The sequence below is a fragment of the Microbacterium sp. LEMMJ01 genome (assembly GCF_002114135.1).
Lineage (GTDB): Bacteria > Actinomycetota > Actinomycetes > Actinomycetales > Microbacteriaceae > Microbacterium.
The window spans coordinates 219,112-240,035 of sequence record NZ_NCTV01000021.1; the positions used below are offsets into that span (position 1 = coordinate 219,112).

Annotated in this window: 18 protein-coding genes; 7 read left to right on the forward strand and 11 right to left on the reverse strand. The window is 69.5% G+C overall.

The window, feature by feature from the left end:
* The first annotated feature begins 1 nt into the window (after window position 1).
* Both B7W94_RS06140 and B7W94_RS06145 read left to right on the forward strand, forming a co-directional pair.
* Window positions 2-802 (forward strand): ABC transporter permease, encoded by an 801-nt coding sequence (locus tag B7W94_RS06140; RefSeq protein ID WP_231919543.1) that lies wholly within the window; start codon window positions 2-4, stop codon window positions 800-802.
* A complete protein-coding gene (locus tag B7W94_RS06145) occupies window positions 802-1,845 on the forward strand; it encodes an ABC transporter ATP-binding protein (protein WP_085605290.1) in 1,044 nt (347 codons plus the stop codon). The genes B7W94_RS06140 and B7W94_RS06145 overlap by 1 nt, the downstream gene beginning before the upstream one ends.
* Before the next feature lie 113 nt (window positions 1,846-1,958).
* Here the strand turns inward: B7W94_RS06145 and B7W94_RS06150 are convergent, their stop codons facing one another.
* Window positions 1,959-2,765, reverse strand: a complete 807-nt coding sequence (locus B7W94_RS06150) for a PrsW family glutamic-type intramembrane protease (RefSeq protein WP_172400075.1) — start codon at window positions 2,763-2,765, stop codon at window positions 1,959-1,961.
* Between the two features lie 122 nt (window positions 2,766-2,887).
* On the opposite strand from B7W94_RS06150, the gene B7W94_RS06155 reads away from it, so the two are divergent.
* A complete protein-coding gene (locus tag B7W94_RS06155) occupies window positions 2,888-4,651 on the forward strand; it encodes an alkaline phosphatase family protein (protein WP_085605294.1) in 1,764 nt (587 codons plus the stop codon).
* 81 nt (window positions 4,652-4,732) lie between these two features.
* Here the strand turns inward: B7W94_RS06155 and B7W94_RS06160 are convergent, their stop codons facing one another.
* The 4 genes from B7W94_RS06160 to B7W94_RS06175 form a co-directional block, all read right to left on the reverse strand.
* Window positions 4,733-5,383: a dihydrofolate reductase family protein gene (locus B7W94_RS06160; RefSeq protein ID WP_085605296.1), complete on the reverse strand. Its 651-nt coding sequence runs from the start codon at window positions 5,381-5,383 to the stop codon at window positions 4,733-4,735.
* Window positions 5,384-5,456: 73 nt separating this feature from the next.
* A complete protein-coding gene (locus tag B7W94_RS06165) occupies window positions 5,457-5,930 on the reverse strand; it encodes a GNAT family N-acetyltransferase (RefSeq protein WP_085605298.1) in 474 nt (157 codons plus the stop codon).
* A 35-nt stretch (window positions 5,931-5,965) separates the two neighbouring features.
* Window positions 5,966-7,024, reverse strand: coding sequence for an LLM class flavin-dependent oxidoreductase (locus B7W94_RS06170; protein WP_085605300.1), 1,059 nt, complete (start codon window positions 7,022-7,024; stop codon window positions 5,966-5,968).
* Window positions 7,025-7,052: 28 nt separating this feature from the next.
* Window positions 7,053-8,561: a DUF7059 domain-containing protein gene (locus tag B7W94_RS06175; RefSeq protein WP_172400076.1), complete on the reverse strand. Its 1,509-nt coding sequence runs from the start codon at window positions 8,559-8,561 to the stop codon at window positions 7,053-7,055.
* Window positions 8,562-8,657: 96 nt separating this feature from the next.
* On the opposite strand from B7W94_RS06175, the gene B7W94_RS06180 reads away from it, so the two are divergent.
* The 4 genes from B7W94_RS06180 to trxA all read left to right on the forward strand — a co-directional run bounded on the left by B7W94_RS06180 (window position 8,658) and on the right by trxA (window position 13,926).
* The gene (locus tag B7W94_RS06180) at window positions 8,658-10,853 is read left to right on the forward strand and encodes a DUF6049 family protein (RefSeq protein WP_085605302.1); all 2,196 of its coding nucleotides are present in this window, start codon (window positions 8,658-8,660) and stop codon (window positions 10,851-10,853) included.
* Window positions 10,846-12,480: a murein biosynthesis integral membrane protein MurJ gene (murJ, locus tag B7W94_RS06185; protein ID WP_085605304.1), complete on the forward strand. Its 1,635-nt coding sequence runs from the start codon at window positions 10,846-10,848 to the stop codon at window positions 12,478-12,480. Before B7W94_RS06180 ends, murJ begins: the two co-directional genes overlap by 8 nt.
* A gap of 79 nt (window positions 12,481-12,559) precedes the next feature.
* Window positions 12,560-13,534 carry a thioredoxin-disulfide reductase gene (gene trxB / locus B7W94_RS06190; RefSeq protein ID WP_085605306.1) on the forward strand — a complete coding sequence of 325 codons (975 nt, stop codon included), beginning with the start codon at window positions 12,560-12,562 and terminating at the stop codon, window positions 13,532-13,534.
* Between the two features lie 68 nt (window positions 13,535-13,602).
* On the forward strand, window positions 13,603-13,926 hold the full coding sequence (trxA, locus tag B7W94_RS06195) for a thioredoxin (RefSeq protein WP_025102859.1): 324 nt from the start codon (window positions 13,603-13,605) through the stop codon (window positions 13,924-13,926).
* A gap of 74 nt (window positions 13,927-14,000) precedes the next feature.
* Here trxA and B7W94_RS06200 read toward each other — a convergent pair whose 3' ends face one another.
* From B7W94_RS06200 to B7W94_RS06225, 6 genes are all read right to left on the reverse strand, one after another.
* The gene (locus tag B7W94_RS06200) at window positions 14,001-14,276 is read right to left on the reverse strand and encodes a GrpB family protein (protein WP_085605308.1); all 276 of its coding nucleotides are present in this window, start codon (window positions 14,274-14,276) and stop codon (window positions 14,001-14,003) included.
* Window positions 14,276-14,524, reverse strand: coding sequence for a GrpB family protein (locus B7W94_RS06205; RefSeq protein ID WP_085605310.1), 249 nt, complete (start codon window positions 14,522-14,524; stop codon window positions 14,276-14,278). Before B7W94_RS06205 ends, B7W94_RS06200 begins: the two co-directional genes overlap by 1 nt.
* Window positions 14,525-14,530: 6 nt before the next feature.
* A complete protein-coding gene (locus B7W94_RS06210) occupies window positions 14,531-14,866 on the reverse strand; it encodes a hypothetical protein (protein WP_025102860.1) in 336 nt (111 codons plus the stop codon).
* A gap of 9 nt (window positions 14,867-14,875) precedes the next feature.
* On the reverse strand, window positions 14,876-16,324 hold the full coding sequence (locus tag B7W94_RS06215; protein ID WP_172400077.1) for a sugar porter family MFS transporter: 1,449 nt from the start codon (window positions 16,322-16,324) through the stop codon (window positions 14,876-14,878).
* A gap of 61 nt (window positions 16,325-16,385) precedes the next feature.
* The gene (locus B7W94_RS06220) at window positions 16,386-17,360 is read right to left on the reverse strand and encodes a ParB/RepB/Spo0J family partition protein (RefSeq protein WP_025102862.1); all 975 of its coding nucleotides are present in this window, start codon (window positions 17,358-17,360) and stop codon (window positions 16,386-16,388) included.
* Complete coding sequence (locus B7W94_RS06225; protein ID WP_301178376.1) at window positions 17,360-18,232, reverse strand: ParA family protein; 873 nt, start codon at window positions 18,230-18,232, stop codon at window positions 17,360-17,362. Before B7W94_RS06225 ends, B7W94_RS06220 begins: the two co-directional genes overlap by 1 nt.
* Between the last annotated feature and the right edge of the window lie 2,692 nt (window positions 18,233-20,924).

The following is a 20,924-nucleotide window of genomic DNA, read 5'->3' on the forward strand; positions in this document are numbered from 1 at the left end:
CATGGTCCGTTCCGTCCCGATCCTCGGCCGTATCCTCGCGATCCTCCTCGGCGTCATCGTGACGCTCTACATGCTCGTCCCGTTGCTCGTCGTCGCCGGCGCCTCGGTGGGAGAGAACCGCTTCCTCACGTTCCCCGGACAGGGCTTCACGCTCGACTGGTACGTGGAGGCCCTCACCTCCGATACCTACCTGGAGCCGTTCCGCCTGAGCCTCGTGGTGGGCGTGTCGGTCGCGATCCTCGCCGCCTCCATCGGCACCGCGGCCGCCCTCGCGCTGACGCGGTTCCGCGTTCCGGGAGGCGCGGCGATCCAGGCGCTGCTGATGTCGCCGCTGACGATCCCCACGATCATCCTCGCGATCGGCGCCCTCTCCATCGCCTCGCTCACGATCGGCTCCCCCAACGTGGGCGTGCTCATCGCGATCCATGTGGTCATCGCGATCCCCTACGTCATGCGCACCGTGACCGGCGTGATGACCCGGGCCGACCACTTCACCGAGGAGGCCGCGCGCACCCTCGGCGCCGGCACCTGGAACCGCTACCGCCTCGTGGTGCTGCCCATCGCGCGTCCTGGCATCGCGGCCGGAGCGTTCTTCGCCTTCAACATCTCGTTCGACGATGCGGTCATCGCCCTCTTCCTGCGCACCCCGCAGCTGGAGACCCTGCCCATCGCCATCTACGGCCAGCTGGAGTTCAGCACGTCGCCCACCGTGGCGGCCGTCTCGACCCTGATGGTCCTGCTCACCGTCGTCCTCATGATCGTCCTCGAACGCATCATCGGCCTGGGAAGGTTGTTCGTCTGATGACAACGCTCACCATCACTGCACTCACCAAGGACTTCAAGGGGACGAAGGTGCTCAAGGGCATCGACCTCTCGATGCGGTCCGGCGAGTTCGTCTCCCTCCTCGGTCCTTCGGGCTGCGGGAAGACGACGCTCCTCCGCTGCATCGCCGGGCTCGAGTCGCCCACGAGCGGCACGATCGAGATCGCGGGGAAGGACGTCACGAAGCTGCCGCCCGAGAAGCGTCACCTCGGCATGATGTTCCAGAGCTATGCGCTCTTCCCGCACATGAGCGTCGCCGAGAACGTGCGCTTCGGGTTGCGGATGTCGGGCGAGAAGTCGAAGACGGAGCAGAAGGAGCTCGCCGTCCGGGCGCTGGAGCGTGTGCAGATGGGCCACCTCGCCGATCGCATGCCGGCGCAGCTCTCCGGCGGACAGCAGCAGCGCGTGGCCCTGGCCCGCGCCATCGCGTTCGAGCCGCGCGTGCTCCTGCTCGACGAGCCGCTGTCGAACCTCGATGCGCGTCTGCGCGAGGACATGCAGGTCGAGCTCAAGGAACTGCACCGCACCCTCGGTCTCACGACCGTGTTCGTCACGCACGACCAGGAGGAGGCGATGAGCCTCTCCGACCGCATCGTGCTCATGAACGGCGGGATCATCGAACAAGAGGGCGCGCCGGCGGAGCTGTACAGCGCCCCGCTCACGCCCTTCGCCGCCGACTTCATCGGTGCCGCGAACCTCCTTCCCGCCACGCGCTCCGGCGCGAGCGCGACCCTCGACGGCACCGCCGTGCAGGTCCCGCTCACGGGCGCCGGGCCGGACGGCTCGGGCGAGGTCGTGCTCCGGCAGGAGGATCTGCATCTGTCGCCCGCGGCGGGTCCGGGTGCCCCCGTCCCGGTCGAGGTCATCGCGCACGTCTACCGCGGCGCCGACGTCGTCTACATCGTCGAGCTCGCGGGACGCCGCCTCCGTGTGGTCCGTCCCCGGCACGAGGACCCGCTCCCCGAGGGCGCGGCCGGTCTCGGCTGGCGCGACGGCGCCGTCCTCTGGATCCCCGCCGCCTGAGCCACCCCGCGCACAGCTTCGGAGATCAGCCCCGACGCGCCGGACGGCCACCCCGCACGACGGGGTGGCGGCCGCGATCTCCGAAGCTGTGCCCGGTCCGGCCGGCGTGCGACTCAGGCCCGGCGGGTCAGCACGAGACGGAGGGTCACGGCGAGGACCGTCGACACCACGATCCAGCCGAAGGCCGTGCCCAGGGCCACGAAGAACGAGGCCTGGTCGGTGGCGCCGGCCACGTTCCCGTAGTTGATCGCGCCGTGGGCCGCGATCGCCACCAGGAGTCCGGCGAGCGCGAGGAGCGGGCGCGACCAGGCGCGTCGGGCGTCGAGAGCGAGACCGAGCGCCGCGCCGGTCCAGATGGTGAGCGCGGCATGGGTGGGGAAGGTGAAGGTGCGGACGATCCAGGTCGCGATGCCGGAGCCGAGATCGTTCGCCGCGATGTCCGCCGCGATCGCGGAGGCGTCCTCCACGGCTGCGAAACCGACGCCGACCAGGGCCCCGACCATCGCGCCGAAGAGCACGCCGCGCAGCCCGATCCGCCGTGCGAGCAGAAGGATGAGCAGCGCCCCGAGGCCCTTCCCCACCTCCTCCACGACGGGCGTGAGCACCCACATCGTGGGGATCGCCTCCCGGAGGATGCCCTGATCGTCCACGTACATCGCCTGCTCGGCAGACCACGCGCCGATCCCGGTGGCGAGGAGCACGGCCGCGCCGGCGCCCCAGGCGAGGGCGAGCAGGGACGACCCCCTCGACCGCGCACCCCGCGGAGCGATCCAGCGGGCGACGAACGTCGTCACGGCTGCCGCGGGCAGAACGGCGGCGAGACACAGGAGGAAGACGGGACCGGTTTCGATCGTGAACAGCACGATCGCGAGTGCCAGCGGGAGGAGGAAGACGGCGAGCACCACGGGGCGGCGAGTCACGAACGGGACGGTTTCGGAGGGGACGACCGCGGAATGCACTCGCCGATCCTTCCAGACCCGTTCCGCGACATTCCTGGGACACCGGAATGCTGCACGGGCTCGCGCGGTCATAGGATCGCGGCATGGTCGACGACGACAAACCCTCCGGCGCCTCTCCCCGCGACCCCTCCCGGCGCGGATTCCTCACCGTGGGCGGTGCCGCCCTGGCCGGAGCGGTGATCGGGGGCGCGGGAGGAGCGGCGATCGGGGCCTCCGTTGCCGGGGCCGGAGGCCGGGACGGCTTCGCCGACGATCCGGATCCGTTCGCCGCACTCGCGCCCCGCTCGGAGCCCGGCTTCGATCACGTGGTCGTGGTGATGGGCGAGAACCGCTCCTTCGACAACCTCCTCGGCTACCTCTACACGGCCGAGACGCTGCCGGCGGGCGAGACCTTCGAAGGTCTCGCGTTCGGCACCCACAGCAACACCGCCCCGGACGGCACGGTGGTGGAGGCGCACGTCTACCGGGGGGACACGGATCGCATCATGAGCCTCCCCGATCCGGACCCGGGTGAGGAGTACCCGCACGTCAACACGCAGATCTTCGGCACCGTCGATCCGAAAGCCAACGCCGACCTGTTCGTCGACGAGATGACCACGCCCTTCAACGCCCCCACCCACGGGGAGAAGGCGACGATGTCCGGGTTCCTCGAGGACTACATCATCAACTTCCGCCGACTGCGCGACGGGAAGGAGCCGAGCCTGGACGAAGCGCGGCACATCATGGGCTCGTTCTCGCCGGAGATGCTCCCGGTGCTCTCCACCCTCGCCGCCGAGTTCGCCGTGTTCGACCACTGGTACGCGGGAGTGCCCTCCCAGACCTTCTGCAACCGCTCCTTCTTCCACGCCTCGACCTCGCACGGCTTCGTGACGAATCAGGGTGGCGGCGGCTACCGGAAGTGGCTCGACGCCCCGGCCGCACCGACGGTGTTCAACCGCCTGGAAGACCGCAAGGTCAGCTGGCGGATCTACATCGACAAGCTCCAGCTGGTCTCCTTCACGGGGATGCTGCATGCGGCGGTGCTCGAGAAGTACTGGCGCACGGATCATTTCGGCACGATGGAGGACTTCTACGCCGACGCGAAGAACGGCACCCTCCCGGCCTACGCGTTCATCGAACCCCGGATGGTCTACGACCACAACGACTTCCATCCGCCGTTCGGGAAGCCGCGGGAGAGCGTGGTCGACGGCGAGCCCGTGTTCGACAGCGCCATCTCCGATGTGCGGGCGGGCGACCGGCTCATCCATGACATCTACGAGGCCGTGCGCACGAGCGCGACGCCCGGCGGCTCGAACGCCGTGAACACCCTGCTGCTCATCACCTTCGACGAGCACGGCGGCTGTTACGACCACGTGCCGCCGCCCGCGGCCACGAAACCCACGAAGGACACCGGCGCCGGGGAGATGGGCTTCACGTTCGACCGGCTCGGCTGTCGTGTCCCGGCGATCGCGGTGTCGGCGTACACGCGGCGTGGCACGATCATCCACGACGAGATGCACCACGGATCGGTCACGGCCACGCTGTCGCGCCTGCACGGGCTGGAGCCGCTGAACGACCGGGACCAATCGGCCAACACGCTGCTCAACGTCGTGAACCTCGACAAGCCGCGGCACCCGGCCGACTGGCCCGTCACCACACCCGCGTACACCCCGCCGAACCCCGAAGACGGCACCCCGCAGCCGAACGAGGCCGATCACCTCAAGCCGCTCACGCCTCCCGCCCGCGGCCTGCTCGGGCTCCTCCTCGCCCGCTACGGCGCGCCGGGCGAGAAGGAACCGGAGACCTTCGCCGACGCATACCAGCTCCTCCACGAGCACGGCGAGGAGCTGTTCGGCCCTCCGCTCTGACGTCGCACTTCCGCACGAGGTCGCAGAGTCTCCGGGAATCCCCGCGACCTCGGTGCGATTCTGCGACCGCGCGCCGGCGCCTCAGCCCTCGCGGGAGAACGTGATGTGGGTCACTCCGGACTCCGCGACCTCGGTCGTCACGCGATAGCCGGCCTCGAGGCCACGCAGGTCATCCCAGAGCCGGATACCGCTGCCGGTGAGGATGGGGGTGATGCCGACGTGCAGGTCGTCGACGAGCCCCGCGCGCAGGAACTCCCGGACCGTGGTCGCCCCGCCGCCGACGCGCACGTCACGCCCTCCGGCCACCGCCACGGCTTCCCGCAGCGCCTCCTCCGGGGTCGCGGAGAGGAAGCGGAAGCTCGTGCCGTTCGCGAACTCGATCGACGGGCGCGGAGTATGCGTGAGGACGAACACCGGCACCTCGAACGGCGGCTCCTCGCCCCACCAGCCGCGCCACTCCGGGTCGTCCGGGTTCGCGTGGAGCCCGAACATCCCGGCGCCCATGATCTCGGCGCCGATCCCCTCGAAGTACTGCGCCGCGTACTTCTCGTCCACCCCGGTGGTGCCCGCACCGCTCGTGTCGTGGAAGACGCGCTCCTGGAAGGTGCGGGTCGCGGTGTAGGCCGCGGTGAGGCGTCCCCAGTCCTCGCCGAAGGGGTTCTCCGGCGTCTGATCGGTCGTCGTGGCAAAGCAGTCGAGGGTGATGTTGAGGTCGACGCGCACGCGGGTCATGGTGCCTCCGAAGCGGTGGGGACGGGCGCCGGTCGGCGCGCCGTCCCCAGCGTCGGGCGCCCCGCGGCCCCTGTCAAGAGGCCCCGGGGTCTCCCGGAAGCGCCATGTGGATGGTCGGGTAGGGACGACCGTCGCCGTCGAGCGCGCTCCGACCCACCTCCACGAAGCCCCGACTGCGGTAGAAACCACGCGCGCCCGGGTTGTCCTCGTTCACATCGACCCTGACCACGCCCTGGTGGGCGACCACCTCGGCGAGCAGGGCGGAGCCCACGCCGCCGCCGCGGACGGCATCGGAGACGAAGAGCATCTCCAGTGCGCCGTCGTGGACACCCGCGAACCCGACGGGGATCCCGTCCTGTTCGGCGACGGTGAGGGTCACCGCGGGGAAGTAGTCGGACGCGAGATGCGATTCGATCCGGGCGAAGTCGGCCTCGTCGAGGAAGTCATGCGTGGCACGAACGGCACTGCGCCAGATCTCGACGAGCGCCGCGTACTCCTCTTCCCCTCGACATGGCCGGATGGTGAGCGGAGCACTGCCTGCGGACATGAATCCGACACTATCGGTCGGACCGCCGTGCCGGATCAGGCCACGGGGTCGCCCTGGACCGGTCCCTCCGTGTTGGGCTTCCACCCGAGGGCCGGCGCCACGTGCTCCGCGAACGCCTCGAGCACGTGGAGGTTGTACTCCGGCCCGAGCTGGTTCGGGATCGTGAGCATGAGGGTGTCCGCGGCCATGACGGCCTCGTCCTGCCGGAGCTGCTCGATGAGCACATCAGGCTCCGCGGCGTAGGTCTTGCCGAACGTGGAGCGGAACCCGTCGATGATGCCGATCTGGTCGGCGTTCTCCTCGCTGCGCAGCCCGAAGTAGGCGCGGTCCATATCCGACACGAGCGGGAACACGCTGCGGCTGACCGAGACCCGCGGCGACCCGGTGTGGCCGGCGTCACGGTAGGCGGAGCGGAACAGCTCGATCTGCTCGCGCTGCAGCTCGTGGAACGGCTGACCCGTGGCCTCCGTCACGAGCGTCGAGCTCATCATGTTGAGTCCCTGGCGTCCGGTCTCCTCGGCCGTGGCGCGCGAACCCGAGCCCCACCAGATGTGGTCGCGCAGCGTGGGCGACTGCGGCTCGATCGCGAGGTACTGTCCCGCGCCCACCATGCGGGGGTCGCCGGGGGCGAGGCGCTCGCCGTCGATGGCCCGCAGGAAGATCTCGAACTTCTCCCGTGCGAGCACGCTGCCGCGCTCCGGGTCCTCCTCGTCGCGGAAGCCGAAGGTCTCGTAGCCGCGCAGCGCCGTCTCGGGTGACCCACGGCTCACGCCGAGCGCGATCCGGCCGTCCGCGATGAGGTCGAGTGCGGCCGCCTCCTCCGCGAACTGGAACGGGTTCTCGTAGCGCATGTCGATCACGCCGGTGCCGACCTCGATCCGCTCGGTGCGCGCGGCCATGGCCGTCAGCAGCGGCATCGGGGACGCCGCCTGGCGGGCCCAATGGTGCACGCGGACATAGGCGCCGTTGACGCCGAGCTCGTCCGCGCCCTCCGCGATCTCGATGGTCTGCTTCAGCATGTCGCCCGCGGTGCGGGTCGCCGAGCCGGGCACGTCGGCGTAGTGACCGAACGAGAGGAATCCGAAAGCCTTCATGGTGTATTCGAACGCATGGAAGCCGGGACTATTCCCCCGGGAGGAGGAAGCCGTCGAGCACGAGTCCCCGGATGCGCGGCTCGAGCTCCGCCCACAGCTGCGGGAAGGGCACCTCGAAGAGGTCGGCAAGGGCGGGGGCGATCTGCAGCACCTGGAGCTCCCCGTCGCAGGCGCCGACGAACCCGGCGAGCGCGGGATCCACCGCGACGGTCCGCGCGAATCCGCCGCCCTGACGCAGCTCGATCACGCTCGGGTCGTCGTTGCCGGGAAGCAGGTGGCGCGCCTCCGTCACGTCAGGGGCCACGACGAGCGTGTCGGGCAGTCCCTCGGCGAGCGCATCGTGGGCCGCCAGGCCGAGAGCGAGCGCCGCCCCCACGTTCGCCACGGACTGCGAGACCCGCTCCGACCGCCGCAGCGGCTCCCCCTGCCCCCGGCGGAGCAGCACGTAGCCGAAGCCGATCGCGGTCACGCCCCGCGCCGCGAAGTCGTCGAGCCACGCGGTGAGCAGCGGAGTGAACGCGGCGTCGCGCGGCGTGATGCCGCCGTCCCTGATCCAGAGCTCGGCGTACGCGAGGGGCGACAGCTCCTCCCGCTCCACCACCCACAGGTCGAGGTCGGCGGGCACCCACGCGTCCAGCCGGGCGAGGCCGGTGATCCCCGTGCGGGACTCCCAGTTGCCGAGAAGCTGGGCAATGCCGCCCGGGGTGAGATGCGCCGGTGCCGTGCGCACGAACTGCTCGACGAGCGCGTCGCCGACGAGACCGCCGTCGCGGTACTCGTAGGCGGGCACCCCCTCGGTTCGGGGGGTGATCACGAACGGAGGGTTCGAGACGATGAGGTCGAACGCCTCCCCGGCGACCGGCTCGAACATGCTGCCGTGGCGGAACTCGATGTTCGTGACCCCGTTGAGCTGCGCGTTCAGCGCGGCGTAGGCGAGTGCTCGGCGGGAGACATCGGTGGCGACGACCCGGCCGGCTCGCCGCGCCACGAGGAGCGCCTGGATGCCGCAGCCCGTGCCGAGGTCGAGGGCACGATCCACCGCGAGCGGCACGACCGTCTCGGCGAGCGTGCGCGAGGCCCCGCCCACGCCGAGCACGTGATCGGCGGGCAGCGGACCGTCGAGGGCGACCTCGTCCAGATCGCTCGCGATCCACCACTCCCCGACACCGTCCTCGTCGACGAACGACTGCGGGCGCAGCAGCGCGACCGGGATCACGGAGTCGGCGTCGACCGTCGCCAGCCCCAGGGCCTCCAGACCGTCCACGCCGAGGGTGGGCAGGGCGCGCTCCACCGCCGCGCGGGGCTGCGGAAGCCCGAGCACCAGGAGACGTCCGAGGGTCGCGAGCACGCCCTCGTCCCCGGCGATCGCCCGCAGGATGGGTTCGCGCAGGCCGCGGGCGAGGGCATCGTCCGCCTCCTCTCCCCAGAGGCGACGCAGGGGCTCGGATCGGAGGTCGGCGGCGTCGAGATCCGCGGCGAACGCGGCACTGCGGAGCGGGTCGGGATGGGGGGCGGGGGTGTCGGACACGGCCGTCACTCTACGCGTCTTCAGGGTTCTCCTCCCTCCGGCCTCCTAGAATCGCAGGGTCAGTACTCACGATCCGCCTCCTCCCGGCGTTCGAGGAAGACCTTCATGACCGCGATCACTCCCGAGACGGGCCTCCGCGCGCGCGTGCGCCGGCTCGCGGCGTTCGTGGTCGCCGCCGGCGTCTGCGCCGTAGGTGTCGCCGGTCCCGCTGTGGCGGCCGACCAGCCAGCCGCGGACGACGATCAGCGGGTGGAACTGCATGTCACGGCAGGCCTGCGCGGGACCGTCGCCCCGGGGACCTCGACGTCGGCCGTGGTCACGATCGACAACCGCACCGAGGCGGAGCTCTCCGCGGGCCGCGTCGAGATCGAGCTCGGCAGCACGCCGCTGACCGACGACGACGCCGTCACCGAGTGGTTGGACGAGGGTCAGGCCGCGGGCTCCTTCCTCCCCCTCGGAGAGGAGACCACGAAGCCGGCCGAGGCGCGCGGATCCGCCGCCACCACCGTGTTCGTGCCGCAGGAGACCCTGAAGCCGTTGAAACCCGGGGTGTACCCGCTGCGGGCTGCCCTGAGCGACGCCGGCACCAAGGATGGTGAGGGGCAGCGCACCACCGTTTGGGACACCACCGCGACGAGCGTCCTCGTCGTCACCTCCGGCCCCACGAGCCCGGTCGGGGTCATCGTGCCCATCACCGCCACGCCGGCGGGCGGTGCCCTCCTGAGCGCCGAGGAGCTCACGGAGTTGACCGCCGCGGACGGCGACCTCACCGCGCAGCTCGACGGCGTGGCCGGGACGACGGCGGTGCTCGCGGTCGACCCTGCCATCCTCACGTCGATCCGCGCGCTGGGCACCGCCGCCCCCTCCACGGCGACCGACTGGCTGCAGCGGCTCGACGAGCTCCCCAACGCCCGATTCGCCCTGCAGTTCGGCGATGCCGACCTCACGGTGCAGGCGCAGTCCGGTCTGCCCGAGGCGCTGGCACCGCTGCCACTGACCTCGCTGCTCGATCCCGCCGCGTTCCCCCAGCAGCGAGCCGTGACACCGACGGGCACTCCCGGCACCACCGCGGAACCGACGGCGACGCCGACCGACGGACCGGCTCTTCCCACCGACGACGAGCTCACGGAGATCGACGGCGCGACCCCGGGGATCGTCTGGCCGGAGAACGACCTCACGGAGGCCGACCTCGCGGCGTTCACCGGCTATCTGGGACGCCCTGCCACGACCATCGTGTCGTCCGAGACCGTAGGCGACAAGAGTGCGGCCCATGCGACAGCGGGCGGTCAGGACCTGCTCGTCACCGACGCCGCCACGTCGGCCGCACTGTCTGCTGCGGCGACCGAATCCGCCTCGGTTCCCCGCCAGGGGCTGTTGGCGGAAGCGGCCGCGCGGCTCTTCCTCGCCGGCGCGCGGGCACCCGGCGCTCCGATCCTCATCGGCCTGGAGCGCGACGAGAACCGCTCCGCGGACGCCCTCCGTGACGCGATCTCGGCAGCCGACTCGATCGGCTTCGAACTCTCGACGGTGCGGGCGGCTCCCGCCGCCTCGGTGAGGCTGCCCGAGACGGCCGCGGCGACCCGGGCGTCCGATCTCACCAATCTCCTTGCCGACGAGCGCTCCCTCACAGCCTTCGCCACCGTCCTCAGCGACCCCCTCGTGCTGCTGAGCCCCGAGCGGATCCGGATCCTGCGGACCATCGCGGTCGGATCGTCCGCGGAAGCCTTCGCCGAGAAGGTCGCGGCACATCGCGCGCGCACCACCGAGACCCTCGGCGCCGTCAGCATCCCCGACTCCAGCACCATCCAGCTCCTCACGGCCAACGCCGACCTCCCCATCGCCGTGCGCAACGACCTCCCGTGGCCGGTGACGGTGCGGTTGTACGCCGCCCCCACCGATCCGCGCCTCGAGGTGACGCCCGTGATCGACGTCGCTGTGCAGGCGAACTCGACCACGAGGGCGAAGGTGCCGGTGTCGGCCCGTGTCGGCAGCGGCGAGCTCGATCTGCGCCTCAGCCTCACCAGCCCGACCGGGGTGCCGATCCAGTCCGAGCAGACCGTCCGCGTGGCGGTGCGGGCGGAGTGGGAGACCATCGGGCTCGTCATCTTCGGCGGCCTGGCCGTGCTGCTCATCGCTCTCGGCGTGGTCCGCACGGTGCGTCGGAAGCGCCGGGAGGCGATCGAGGAGCAGGCGGTCGAGGCGGCCGTCGAGGAACTGATCGAGGAGAAGGAGTCGGAGGCCGCGGTGCAGGAGCGTCTCGACGGCCCTGACGCCCCTTCCGCGAAGGAGTCGCGTGACTAGTCTCGGGCGCGCCAGCGCCATCATCGGCGCGGGCACCCTGGTCTCCCGCGTGACCGGGCTGCTGCGCAGCATCGTCCTCGTCGGTGTGCTCGGCTCCGTCGCCTCCGAGGCCGCTGACGCCTTCACCTACGCGAACCAGTTGCCCAACAGCGTCTTCTCGTTGATCTCGGTGGGCATCCTCACGGCCGTCATCGTGCCGCAGATCGTCAAGGCCACGGCGGATGCGGATGGCGGCAACGCGTTCATCTCCAAGCTCTTCACGCTCGGTACGGTCGTCCTCGTCGTGGTCACCGGTATCGCCACGGCCTGCGCACCGTGGCTCGTGCACATCGTGGCCGGTCGTGCGAACCCGGAGCTGCTGGCCCTCGCCACGGCGCTGGCGTACTGGTGCCTCCCGCAGATCCTGCTGTATGGCCTGTACGCGATGATCGGCGAGGCGCTCAACGCGCGCCGCATCTTCGGGCCCTTCACGTGGGCGCCGGTCGTCAACAACGTCGTCTCGATCATCGGGTTCCTGGCGCTCGGCGCCCTCTTCGGACCCGTGCCCACGCGGGCGGCGGAGTGGACGCCGGCCATGATCTCGCTCCTCGGCGGGACCGCGACCCTCGGCATCGCCCTGCAGGCCGTGGTGCTGCTGGTCTTCTGGCGTCGTACGGGTCTGGCTCTGAAGCCGGACTTCCGCTGGCGCGGCGTCGGGCTCGGCACGGTCGGCCGCCTCGCCGGATGGACCTTCCTGATGGCGTTCGCGAGCCTGGCCGCGGGGACCCTGCAAGGCTTCATCGTCAGCGAGGCGGCGGGGCTCGAGGCCTCGGCCACGGTCACGACCAACGCCTGGCTGATCTTCATGCTCCCCTACTCGGTGATCGTGCTGTCGATCGGCACCCCCTACTTCACCCAGATCAGCGAGCACGCCGCGAGTGGCCGGGACGACGAGGTCCGCAGCGACATCTCCCGGAGCATCCGCACGCTCCTCTTCTTCATCGCCGCCGCCGTCGCCGCCGTGGCCGCCGCTGCCGTGCCGGCCTCGCGGGTCTTCACGAAGGACACCGAGTTCGTGACCGCCGAGGACGCGGCGAGGTCCGCCGCGCTGGTCCTGCTCTGCTACCTGCTCAGCCTGATCCCTCTGACCGTCCTCTTCATCGTCCAGCGCACCTTCTACGCCTACGACGACACCCGCACCCCGTTCTGGTTCACGATCGTGCAGTGCACGCTCATCGTGGCCACCGCCCTCCTCGCGTGGGCGCTGTTCGAGGCTGAGGTGCTGCCGCTGTCGCTGCTGGCCGCCGCCGTCGCCCTGGGGCAGTCCGTGGCCAGCATCCTGCAGACCGTCCTGGCCGTCTGGCTCCTGCACCGGAAGATCGGTGGTCTGGGAGTGCGCTCCTGGCTGGCCGCCGTGGGGCGATTCGGCCTGGCTGCGGTGCCTGCGGGCCTCGCCGGCTGGGGCGTGTTCGTGCTGAGCGGGGGAGCAGACGGCTGGATGATGGGCAGCGCGATGTTCGGTGCGCTCGGCACCGCCGTCATCGGCCTCGTCGTCGTGCTCGTCTACGTCGCGATCCTCGCGGTCTTCCGCGCCCCGGAGCTGAAGGCCGCCGGCGGGCTCGTCCGCCGCTTCCTGCCCGGCCGCTGACGCGGGAATGCCCCGCGGTTACCATGGGTTGAAGCAGTCGGACGTCTTTCGACGGCACCGCCTTTCTAACGGAGATCACATGCGTCAGGTCATCATCATCGGCTCCGGCCCCGCCGGATTCACGGCTGCCATCTACGCGGCGCGCGCGAACCTGGAGCCGCTCCTCATCGCGAGCTCCGTCGAGGTCGGCGGAGAGCTTATGAACACGACCGAGGTGGAGAACTACCCCGGCTTCCCGGAGGGCATCCAGGGCCCTGAGCTCATGGCCAAGTTCCAGGAGCAGGCCGAGAAGTTCGGCACCGAGGTGCTCTACGACGACGTCACCGAGCTCGACGTCGCCGGTCCCGTCAAGAAGGTCACCCTCGGTTCGGGCGCCACCCACGAGGCGAAGACCATCATCTACGCGACGGGTTCCGCCTACCGCAAGCTCGGCATCGAGGGCGAGGAGCGTCTCTCCGGCTTCGGTGTCTCCTGGTGCGCCACCTGCGACGGCTTCTTCTTCCGTCAGAAGACGATCGCCGTGGTCGGCGGCGGTGACTCGGCCATGGAGGAGGCCACCTTCCTCACGCGCTTCGCGGACAAGGTGTACGTCATCCACCGCAAGGACACCCTGCGGGCCTCGAAGATCATGCAGGAGCGCGCCTTCGCGAACGAGAAGATCGAGTTCGTGTGGAACAGCGAGGTCGTGGAGATCCTCGGCGACAACGCCGTCTCGGGCGTGCAGCTGCGTTCCACGGAGGACGGCTCGCTGCGCGACCTGCCCCTCGACGGCCTGTTCATCGCCATCGGCAACGACCCGCGCACCCACCTCGTCCACGAGAAGCTCGAGCTCACGCCCGAGGGGACGATCTGGGTCGACGGTCGCTCCTCGCGCACGTCGGTTCCCGGAGTCTTCGCCGCCGGCGACGTGATCGACCCCACCTACCGCCAGGCCATCACCGCCGCCGGAACGGGCACGATCGCGGCCCTCGACGCCGAGCACTTCCTCGCCGACCTGGAGGACTCCTCCGTCGAGGTCCCCGCGGCCGGGGCCGCCGAGGTCATCACGGCCTGACCACGGCCGGGAACACTTTCCCCCCGCCCGTTGTTGCAACAGGCGAACCTCGAACAAGGAGAACTCTGATGAGTGCAAAGGCAACGAGCCAGGCGACCTGGGAGCAGGACGTGCTGCAGGCCGATGGTCCCGTGCTGGTGGACTTCTGGGCCGAGTGGTGCGGTCCGTGTCGTATGGTCGCGCCGGTGCTGGACGAGATCCAGTCCGACAACCCCGACAAGATCACCATCCTCAAGCTCAACGTGGACGAGAACCCGGAGCTGGCCATGAAGTACCAGATCACGTCGATCCCGGCGATGAAGGTCTTCCAGGGTGGAGAGGTCAAGACGACGATCATCGGCGCCAAGCCGAAGTTCGCCCTCGAGCAGGATCTCGCCGCTTTCCTCGGCTGATCCCCCACGACCACGAAAAGGGCCGCACCTCCGGGTGCGGCCCTTTTCGCATTCCCGGGGACGCCTGCGCCCGGTCAGCGCTTGTCGTACACGTCCACGGGTTCGAGACCGCGCGCGGCACGGGCGCTGTTCACGATCTCCTGGATGACGGCCGTCTTTCCCGCTTTGTAGGAGGCCACCCCGTCCGCCGCCGCCCGCGCTGCGTCGTGCTTGGCGCGCTCGTATCGCTCCGCGTCTGCCCGATGCGCGCGCAGCCAGTCCTGCAGCAGACGCTGGGGCGCGAGATCCCACTCCGCGACAGAGAAGAAATGCGCGATGGCGAGGCGCTCCCCCGCCGACTCCCGGATCATCACCGGATGCGTGCGACCCCGCTGCCGATGCGCCAGCCGGCCTCCTCCAGTGCGGAGCTCCGGTCGCCGAACTGCTCCCCTGTCTCTAGGCGCACCGCGAGGTCGATGACCGGCTTCGCGCTCATCCCGGGAATCGCGGTCGAGCCGATGTGCTCGATGATCCATTCCTCGGCCCCGACGGCGCGGATCGATGTCGCGAACTCCTCGAACCGCTGCGGCCACGACGGATCATACGGAACGAGGAGCATCGGTCGTCAGGACGCGTCGGCGATGCGGGGATCCCAGCGGCGGTGGCGCTGCTTCTCGTCTAGAAGCCCCCAGACGGCCGGTGTGAGCTCCGGGTACTCGAGGGCGATCTGCCGCAGCACGCGGTAGTGTCGTGCGGCGTTGGGTCGCACACCGTCATTCGCCGCGATGTTGTCCGCACGGAGCAGGTACACGACGAGTTCGTCGACGCTGGGCAGCTCCTCCATGAACTCCCAGGGGTCCTCACCGCCCAGAAGGCGCTCCTGGACGAGGACGGCGAGTTCGTCCGACGCCTCGGCGCGCAGCACTTCCAGGCTGGCGCGACGGGGGACGGATTCGGTCATCCCTCCAGCCTACGCGCGTGCGCGACGGGGTCGGCGCTCCACCTTCGCATCCTCGCGCATGTCTTCGAGCTCGCGGCCCTTGGTCTCCGGCACCTTGAAGAACACGAAGAAGAACGACAGCAACGCGAAGAACGCGTAGAAGCCGTACGCGAATGTGAGGCCGATCTCGGCGAACGCCGGGAAGGTCGTCGAGATGAAGAAGTTGGCCACCCACTGCGCCGCCGCGGCGACGGCCAGAGCACCGGCACGGATCGAGTTCGGGAAGATCTCGCCCAGGAGCACCCACACCAGCGGGCCCCAGCTCGCACCGAAGAACACGACGAAGCCGTTGGCGCAGATGAGGGCGACGGTGGCCCAAGGATCGGGCAGCGTCGCGGTTCCGGAGGAGTCAAGCGTGCCGAACGAGAAGGCGAGCGCCATGAGTCCGAGCGTCACCGTCATCCCGACCGAGCCGACGAGGAGCATGATCCGACGACCGACCCGGTCGACGAGGAGGATCGCGACGATCGTGACGACGATGTTCGTGACGGAGGTGATGACGGACGTGAGGAGGGCACTGGATTCGTCGAAGCCCACCGACTGCCACAGCGTGGTGGAGTAGTAGAAGATGACGTTGATGCCGACGAACTGCTGGAACACCGACAGCAGGATGCCGACCCAGACGATCGGCTTGAGCCCCAGCCGGCTCCCCCGCAGATCCCGCAGCGACTCGGAGCGCTCCGTGTCGATCGTGCCCGTGATCTCCTTGATCTTCGCTTCGGTGTCGATCGTCCCCGTGACGGTCTGGAGCACTTCCGCGGCGCGCTTCACCTCGCCCTTGCGGACCAGGTAGCGCGGCGACTCCGGCAGCCGCAACGACACGAGTCCGTAGACGAGCGCGGGGATGGCCGCGACCATGAACATCCACCGCCACGCGGTCAGGCCCCACAGCGGCTGGTCGGCCTCCCCCGCGATGCCCGCCAGCAGGGCGTCGGACAGGAGGGCGGCGAAGATGCCGAGGACGATGGCGAGCTGCTGCAGCGATCCGAGCCGACCGCGGATCGCTGCCGGCGAGACCTCCGCGATGTACGCGGGTGCGATCACCGACGCCGCACCGACGCCGAGGCCGCCGATCACACGCCAGACGATGAGGTCGACGACACTGAAGGCGAGGCCGGAGCCGATCGCCGAGACGAAGAACATGGCCGCGGCGACCACCATCACGGGGATGCGTCCGAACTTGTTCGAGACGGGCCCGGCGAACCAGGCCCCCACGGCGCAGCCGATCAGGGCGGACGACACGGCGAAGCCCTTGAGGCCCGTGCCCAGATCGAAACCGGAGACGTCTCCGGCCAGAGCGTCAACGGCGCCGTTGATCACCGCGGTGTCGAATCCGAAGAGGAATCCGCCCAGAGCCGCCGCGATACTGACGGCGATCACGCGACGCTTGATACTCGCTGGATCAGCTGATCTGGACATGACATCCCCCTCGCATCGTCAAGATGACGCGAGTCTATGTCACCCCCGACCGGGGGCGCGGTCACCGCGCGGAGCCGTACCCTTCTTCGCCCAGCTCCTCGAGAATGCGGTTCAGATCCTGGATCGATGCGAAATCGATCGTGACCTGGCCTTTTCGTGCACCCAGGGAGATCCGGACGCGCGTGTTGAGCCGGTCTCCGAGCTTGCCGGCGACCTCGTCCAGGTAGGCCCGCCGCGCACCCGGGGTGGGCTTGGGAGTCTTCCCTGCGGACGGCTGCGACTTGGCGGCTTCCTCCGTCGCGCGAACGGACAGGTCTTCGTTGACGACCTTGTCCGCCAGACGCTGCATCGCTTCCGGAGAGTCCACGCTGAGGATCGCGCGGGCGTGTCCGGCGGTCAGCACACCGGCGGCCACTCGCTGCTGCACCGGCACCGGCAGCTTGAGCAGGCGGATGGTGTTGCTGATCTGCGGACGGGAGCGCCCGATGCGCGTGGCCAGCTCCTCCTGAGTGATGCCGAAGTCGTCGAGGAGCTGCTGGTAGGCCGACGCCTCTTCCAGGGGATTCAGCTCCGAGCGGTGGAGGTTCTCCAGCAGCGCGTCACGCAGGAGGTCCTCGTCGGCCGTGTCGCGGACGATGGCGGGGATCGCCTCGAGTCCGGCCTCGCGGGCGGCCCGCGTGCGCCGCTCCCCCATGATGAGCTCGTACTCGCCGTCGCTGTTCTTCCGGACGACCACCGGCTGCAGTACGCCGAACTCACGGACACTGTGCACGAGTTCCGCGAGGTCCTCGGGGTTGAAGTGCGTGCGGGGCTGCCGCGGGTTCGGCACGATCGCCTGCGGGTCGACCTGGATCAGGTGGATCCCCGGCACCGCCTCGAGTTCGGTCTCGGGCGCGGCGTTGGCGCTCGTGGAGGGAGCCTCGGGGGTCGGAGCGATCTTCGCACCGGGGAAGAACACGTCGACGGGACGCTCGGTCTGGTCCGCCGTCGGGATGAGGGCGCCGATGCCGCGGCCGAGTCCAGTGCGCTTCGCCATTATTTCTCCTTGCTCTGCGTCTGTCGCGACGCGATTTCGACGGCGGCCTCGCGGTACGCGATCGCCCCGGCGGACTGACCGTCGTAGGCGATGACCGTCTGGCCGAAACTGGGGGCTTCCGACACACGGACGGAGCGCGGAATCACGGTGTCCAGCACCTGCGAGGGGAAGTGGGACCGCACTTCTTCCGCCACCTGCTGGGCCAGCCGCGTCCGTCCGTCGAACATCGTGAGGAGGATGGTCGACAGACGCAGACCCGGGTTGAGGTGCTTCTGGATCATCTGGATGCTGCCGAGCAGCTGGCTCAGACCCTCCAGGGCGTAGTACTCGCACTGGATCGGGATGAAGACCTCGTTCGCGGCAGTGAAAGCGTTGATCGTGAGCAGCCCGAGGGAAGGAGGGCAGTCGATGATCACGAAGTCCACCGGATGCTCCGCGAGGTAGTCCTCCAGAGCCCGGCGGAGGCGGTGCTCTCGCGCCACCTGCGCGACGAGTTCGATCTCAGCACCCGCAAGGTGGATCGTGCTCGGCGCGCAGAAGAGGTTCGGGCTCTCGGGGCTGGGCTGAACGATCTCCGCAAGGGGGAACTCGTCGATGAGGACATCGTAGACACTCGGGGTGTCGGCGTTGTGCGGCACCCCAAGGGCAGTGGAGGCGTTCCCCTGGGGATCGAGGTCGATGACGAGCACCTTCGCGCCCAGTCCCGCCAGCGCGGATGCGATGTTCACGGCGCTGGTGGTCTTACCCACACCGCCCTTCTGATTCGACACCGTCAGGATGCGGGTGTCGCCACTGAACTCGACGGAGACCCCTTCGAGCGCGCGGCGCCGGGCGGAGAGATCCGCGATTTCTCGCGCGAGGGGTGTATCCATCCCGAACGACTCGTTCGACGATGCCTTCTCGGACTGTTTCACGTGAAACATCCACTCCTTTCGGGGCCGCGTTCCACTCTAATCGCAGGTGCGGACCTCGCAGCACAGGCGCGACCTGGCAGCAGGGTGCGTGCCTCGCGCGCCGCGTCCGCCGAATGGACCGCATGGCGCGGGACACGGACGTTTCACGTGAAACGCCTGACTACCCTCCCGTCCTGGAGATCGGCCTAGGTGCCACACCTTTTTAGCCTGTGGTCCGGCGTGACGGGCGGAACTGGCTTCGCCATCATCCGCGTCCCCCCGGGTCACGTCGGGTCGGGAGCATGCTTCCGTCAGGTCCGCGAATCATCTCCTCCTTCTTCACCGGATCCGTCACGCTACGAGGCCCTGGCACGCTCTCCTCGGCCCCCGCAGATGCTCCTCCCCGCCCCGTCTGTGTTTCCATGCAGTCCCGCAGTCCAAGATCCGTAAGGGCCCCGACCCCCGGGGCTCGCCTGGACATGGGCAATACGGCACACGCAGGCCCCACCTCTACGGGTCCCAATCGGAGACCGAGACAGCCACCACGGAGCCAGGCCGCCAGGCGGGAACGCCCACCCATGCCGGCTTCCTTGTCCGTGTCTGAGCCCCCTGCACCCGCCTAGCTCGCCCGCACCACGCCAACGTCGTTTGAACCTCCACATCGAGCCTTGTCTACCCCAGGAACTCGGCGTCGTCCGCGTATGCCTGGTGGTCCGACCGCGCCTGCCTCCACCCGTCGCTGCCGCACGGGCCGGAGTGGCGCATGCCCCTCCCCCGGCACGCGATCCACGCGTCGGGTGAACGTACTGCTCCTCATGCGCGGGGACAGGCGATGAGCCCACACATTCGGTGCCGTTTCACGTGAAACGCCCAGGGATGCCCCCTGTGGGCGAGCGCTCACTCCGTGCCGCTGAGTACCGCAGGTGATCCAGTAGGCCGGCGTCACGCGATCTGTCGAAGACCGCGAGCACTGACGCCCGCTGGAGTGCGCCCTCCATGCCGCGCCCCAATCGAGTAGCTCAGCACGAGTGCTCGCCACGGTATGCCCTCGCGATTTCCCCAAGCCGACACGCGAGCTCCCGTGCGGACCCCGTCGACATCACGGCGATCCCTCGGCGCTCGGTCACGCACATGAAACCCACGCAGTCGCCGGCCCAGAAAGCACAACTCATTCGCCCGCGCCCGCCGGGGTGGTCACTGCCGCCTACAACCAGAGAATCGGACAGCCCACGCCGAATCCCTCACCAGTGGAGCCCCCGCGCCCACCGACGACCGCTCACCAGCGGTGTCAAACACCGCGGGCACCACCGTGAGCGCGGGGCAACCCACGACCGATCCCCCACGACTAACGGCTCACGACGAACTGACTCTCAGCGTGCCGGGCTTCGTCAGATGACACAACCGCCCCGACCCCCGCCGCACCCGAGAGGGTGGTCACGTGAACCAGCGGCACGGCGCCCGGATCTCGGCTCTGCGCGCTGCGCTCCTTAGCCGACGACGCCGGGCAGCATCAGATGCTGGGCTTGCTTAGCGACACGGCTGGTCACCTCACGGCCGTCGTCCGTCTACACCTGCTGTCGGCAACCGTTTCACGTGAAACCGCCGAATGACGCCCGACGTCAGCCTCTACGTGCTGCCACCGGTGGCCCATGACGCCTCGCAGCATGAGGCACTCCGTTTGGGTACTGTCCCGGCCGTCCCGCACACGCACAGCCCTCGGCCGTCAACCGCTGTCGGTCATGGTTTCACGTGAAACAGCCCTCCCCCCGATGCTCGGCCCTGCGTGCTGCACTCCCTGCAAACTCCCGCCCCTGCGGACCAGGCACGCCCCTTGGATAGCAAGGCGATTGCTCTGCTTACTGAGAGCCCTGTAACCCAGCAGCTGTCGCCAGCGTTTCACGTGCAACGGCCGCACGGCTCCCAACCCTCGTCCCTGCGCTCCACGCTCCCTGACCTACGTCGCCGCACAGCCGTACGCGCTGGCTCTGGCAGCGAGGCGACATCTCCCCTCGAGACCAGCGCTTGGCCCCCAGCTGTATTCATCCTGCCGTTTCACTGAAACGTTGGCCCGTGACTCTGACCTCAGCGCACCGACGGGCCCGATGCCAGAAGCTGCGCCTGTCGACGACGCACCTGCGTACGCCCATCGAGCCGCGCGGACCCTTGGTGAGCCGCAGTCCGGACACCTCGTCGCCCGTGTTCCACATGAAACGGACCAGGGTCGCCAGGGGGCCATCAAAGCGACGCACACACCTCTCGCCAATGCGTCCGGCTGGCTGAGCCAGCCAGTCCTCCGCCCGCCGTCGCGAGGACGTGCCGAGCGGAGCAGAACTTGCATTGCCACCCGATCTCGCATCTGGGCGCCGCTTTTAGGATTGCGGGCCCCACGACACATCGTGTCGGGCGTTCGTGACGAGTGGTTCTGCACGGTACGTGGCGTGGGTAACTTCTGGGGCGCCCCGGCCCTGCTCATGCGGGCACGGGAACCCTGCCTTGGCAACTCCCGGAAGACGAGGTATGGCGACAGCCACGGCGCGGACGACCCTACCCCCAACGGTCGACGGGCACCGCCCACCCCTCAGCCGGACGGGCCTCATCCCGCCCCGCCTTGGTGACACCTTCGCCTCACCATCGCGCCGCGGCCCATCCGCGTTCAGGGGCCCGCCGAGGC

Bases quoted from the DNA above. Each gene is read 5' to 3' on its own strand.
- trxB (WP_085605306.1), top strand. From the start codon at position 12,560: ATGCGTCAGGTCATCATCATCGGCTCCGGCCCCGCCGGATTCACGGCT.
- B7W94_RS06170 (WP_085605300.1), bottom strand. From the start codon at position 7,024: ATGAAGGCTTTCGGATTCCTCTCGTTCGGTCACTACGCCGACGTGCCC.
- B7W94_RS06155 (WP_085605294.1), top strand. From the start codon at position 2,888: ATGGTCGACGACGACAAACCCTCCGGCGCCTCTCCCCGCGACCCCTCC.
- B7W94_RS06140 (WP_231919543.1), top strand. From the start codon at position 2: ATGGTCCGTTCCGTCCCGATCCTCGGCCGTATCCTCGCGATCCTCCTC.
- B7W94_RS06165 (WP_085605298.1), bottom strand. From the start codon at position 5,930: ATGTCCGCAGGCAGTGCTCCGCTCACCATCCGGCCATGTCGAGGGGAA.
- B7W94_RS06205 (WP_085605310.1), bottom strand. From the start codon at position 14,524: ATGCTCCTCGTTCCGTATGATCCGTCGTGGCCGCAGCGGTTCGAGGAG.
- B7W94_RS06200 (WP_085605308.1), bottom strand. From the start codon at position 14,276: ATGATCCGGGAGTCGGCGGGGGAGCGCCTCGCCATCGCGCATTTCTTC.
- B7W94_RS06180 (WP_085605302.1), top strand. From the start codon at position 8,658: ATGACCGCGATCACTCCCGAGACGGGCCTCCGCGCGCGCGTGCGCCGG.
- B7W94_RS06145 (WP_085605290.1), top strand. From the start codon at position 802: ATGACAACGCTCACCATCACTGCACTCACCAAGGACTTCAAGGGGACG.
- B7W94_RS06210 (WP_025102860.1), bottom strand. From the start codon at position 14,866: ATGACCGAATCCGTCCCCCGTCGCGCCAGCCTGGAAGTGCTGCGCGCC.
- trxA (WP_025102859.1), top strand. From the start codon at position 13,603: ATGAGTGCAAAGGCAACGAGCCAGGCGACCTGGGAGCAGGACGTGCTG.
- B7W94_RS06160 (WP_085605296.1), bottom strand. From the start codon at position 5,383: ATGACCCGCGTGCGCGTCGACCTCAACATCACCCTCGACTGCTTTGCC.
- B7W94_RS06220 (WP_025102862.1), bottom strand. From the start codon at position 17,360: ATGGCGAAGCGCACTGGACTCGGCCGCGGCATCGGCGCCCTCATCCCG.
- B7W94_RS06215 (WP_172400077.1), bottom strand. From the start codon at position 16,324: ATGTCCAGATCAGCTGATCCAGCGAGTATCAAGCGTCGCGTGATCGCC.
- B7W94_RS06225 (WP_301178376.1), bottom strand. From the start codon at position 18,232: ATGGATACACCCCTCGCGCGAGAAATCGCGGATCTCTCCGCCCGGCGC.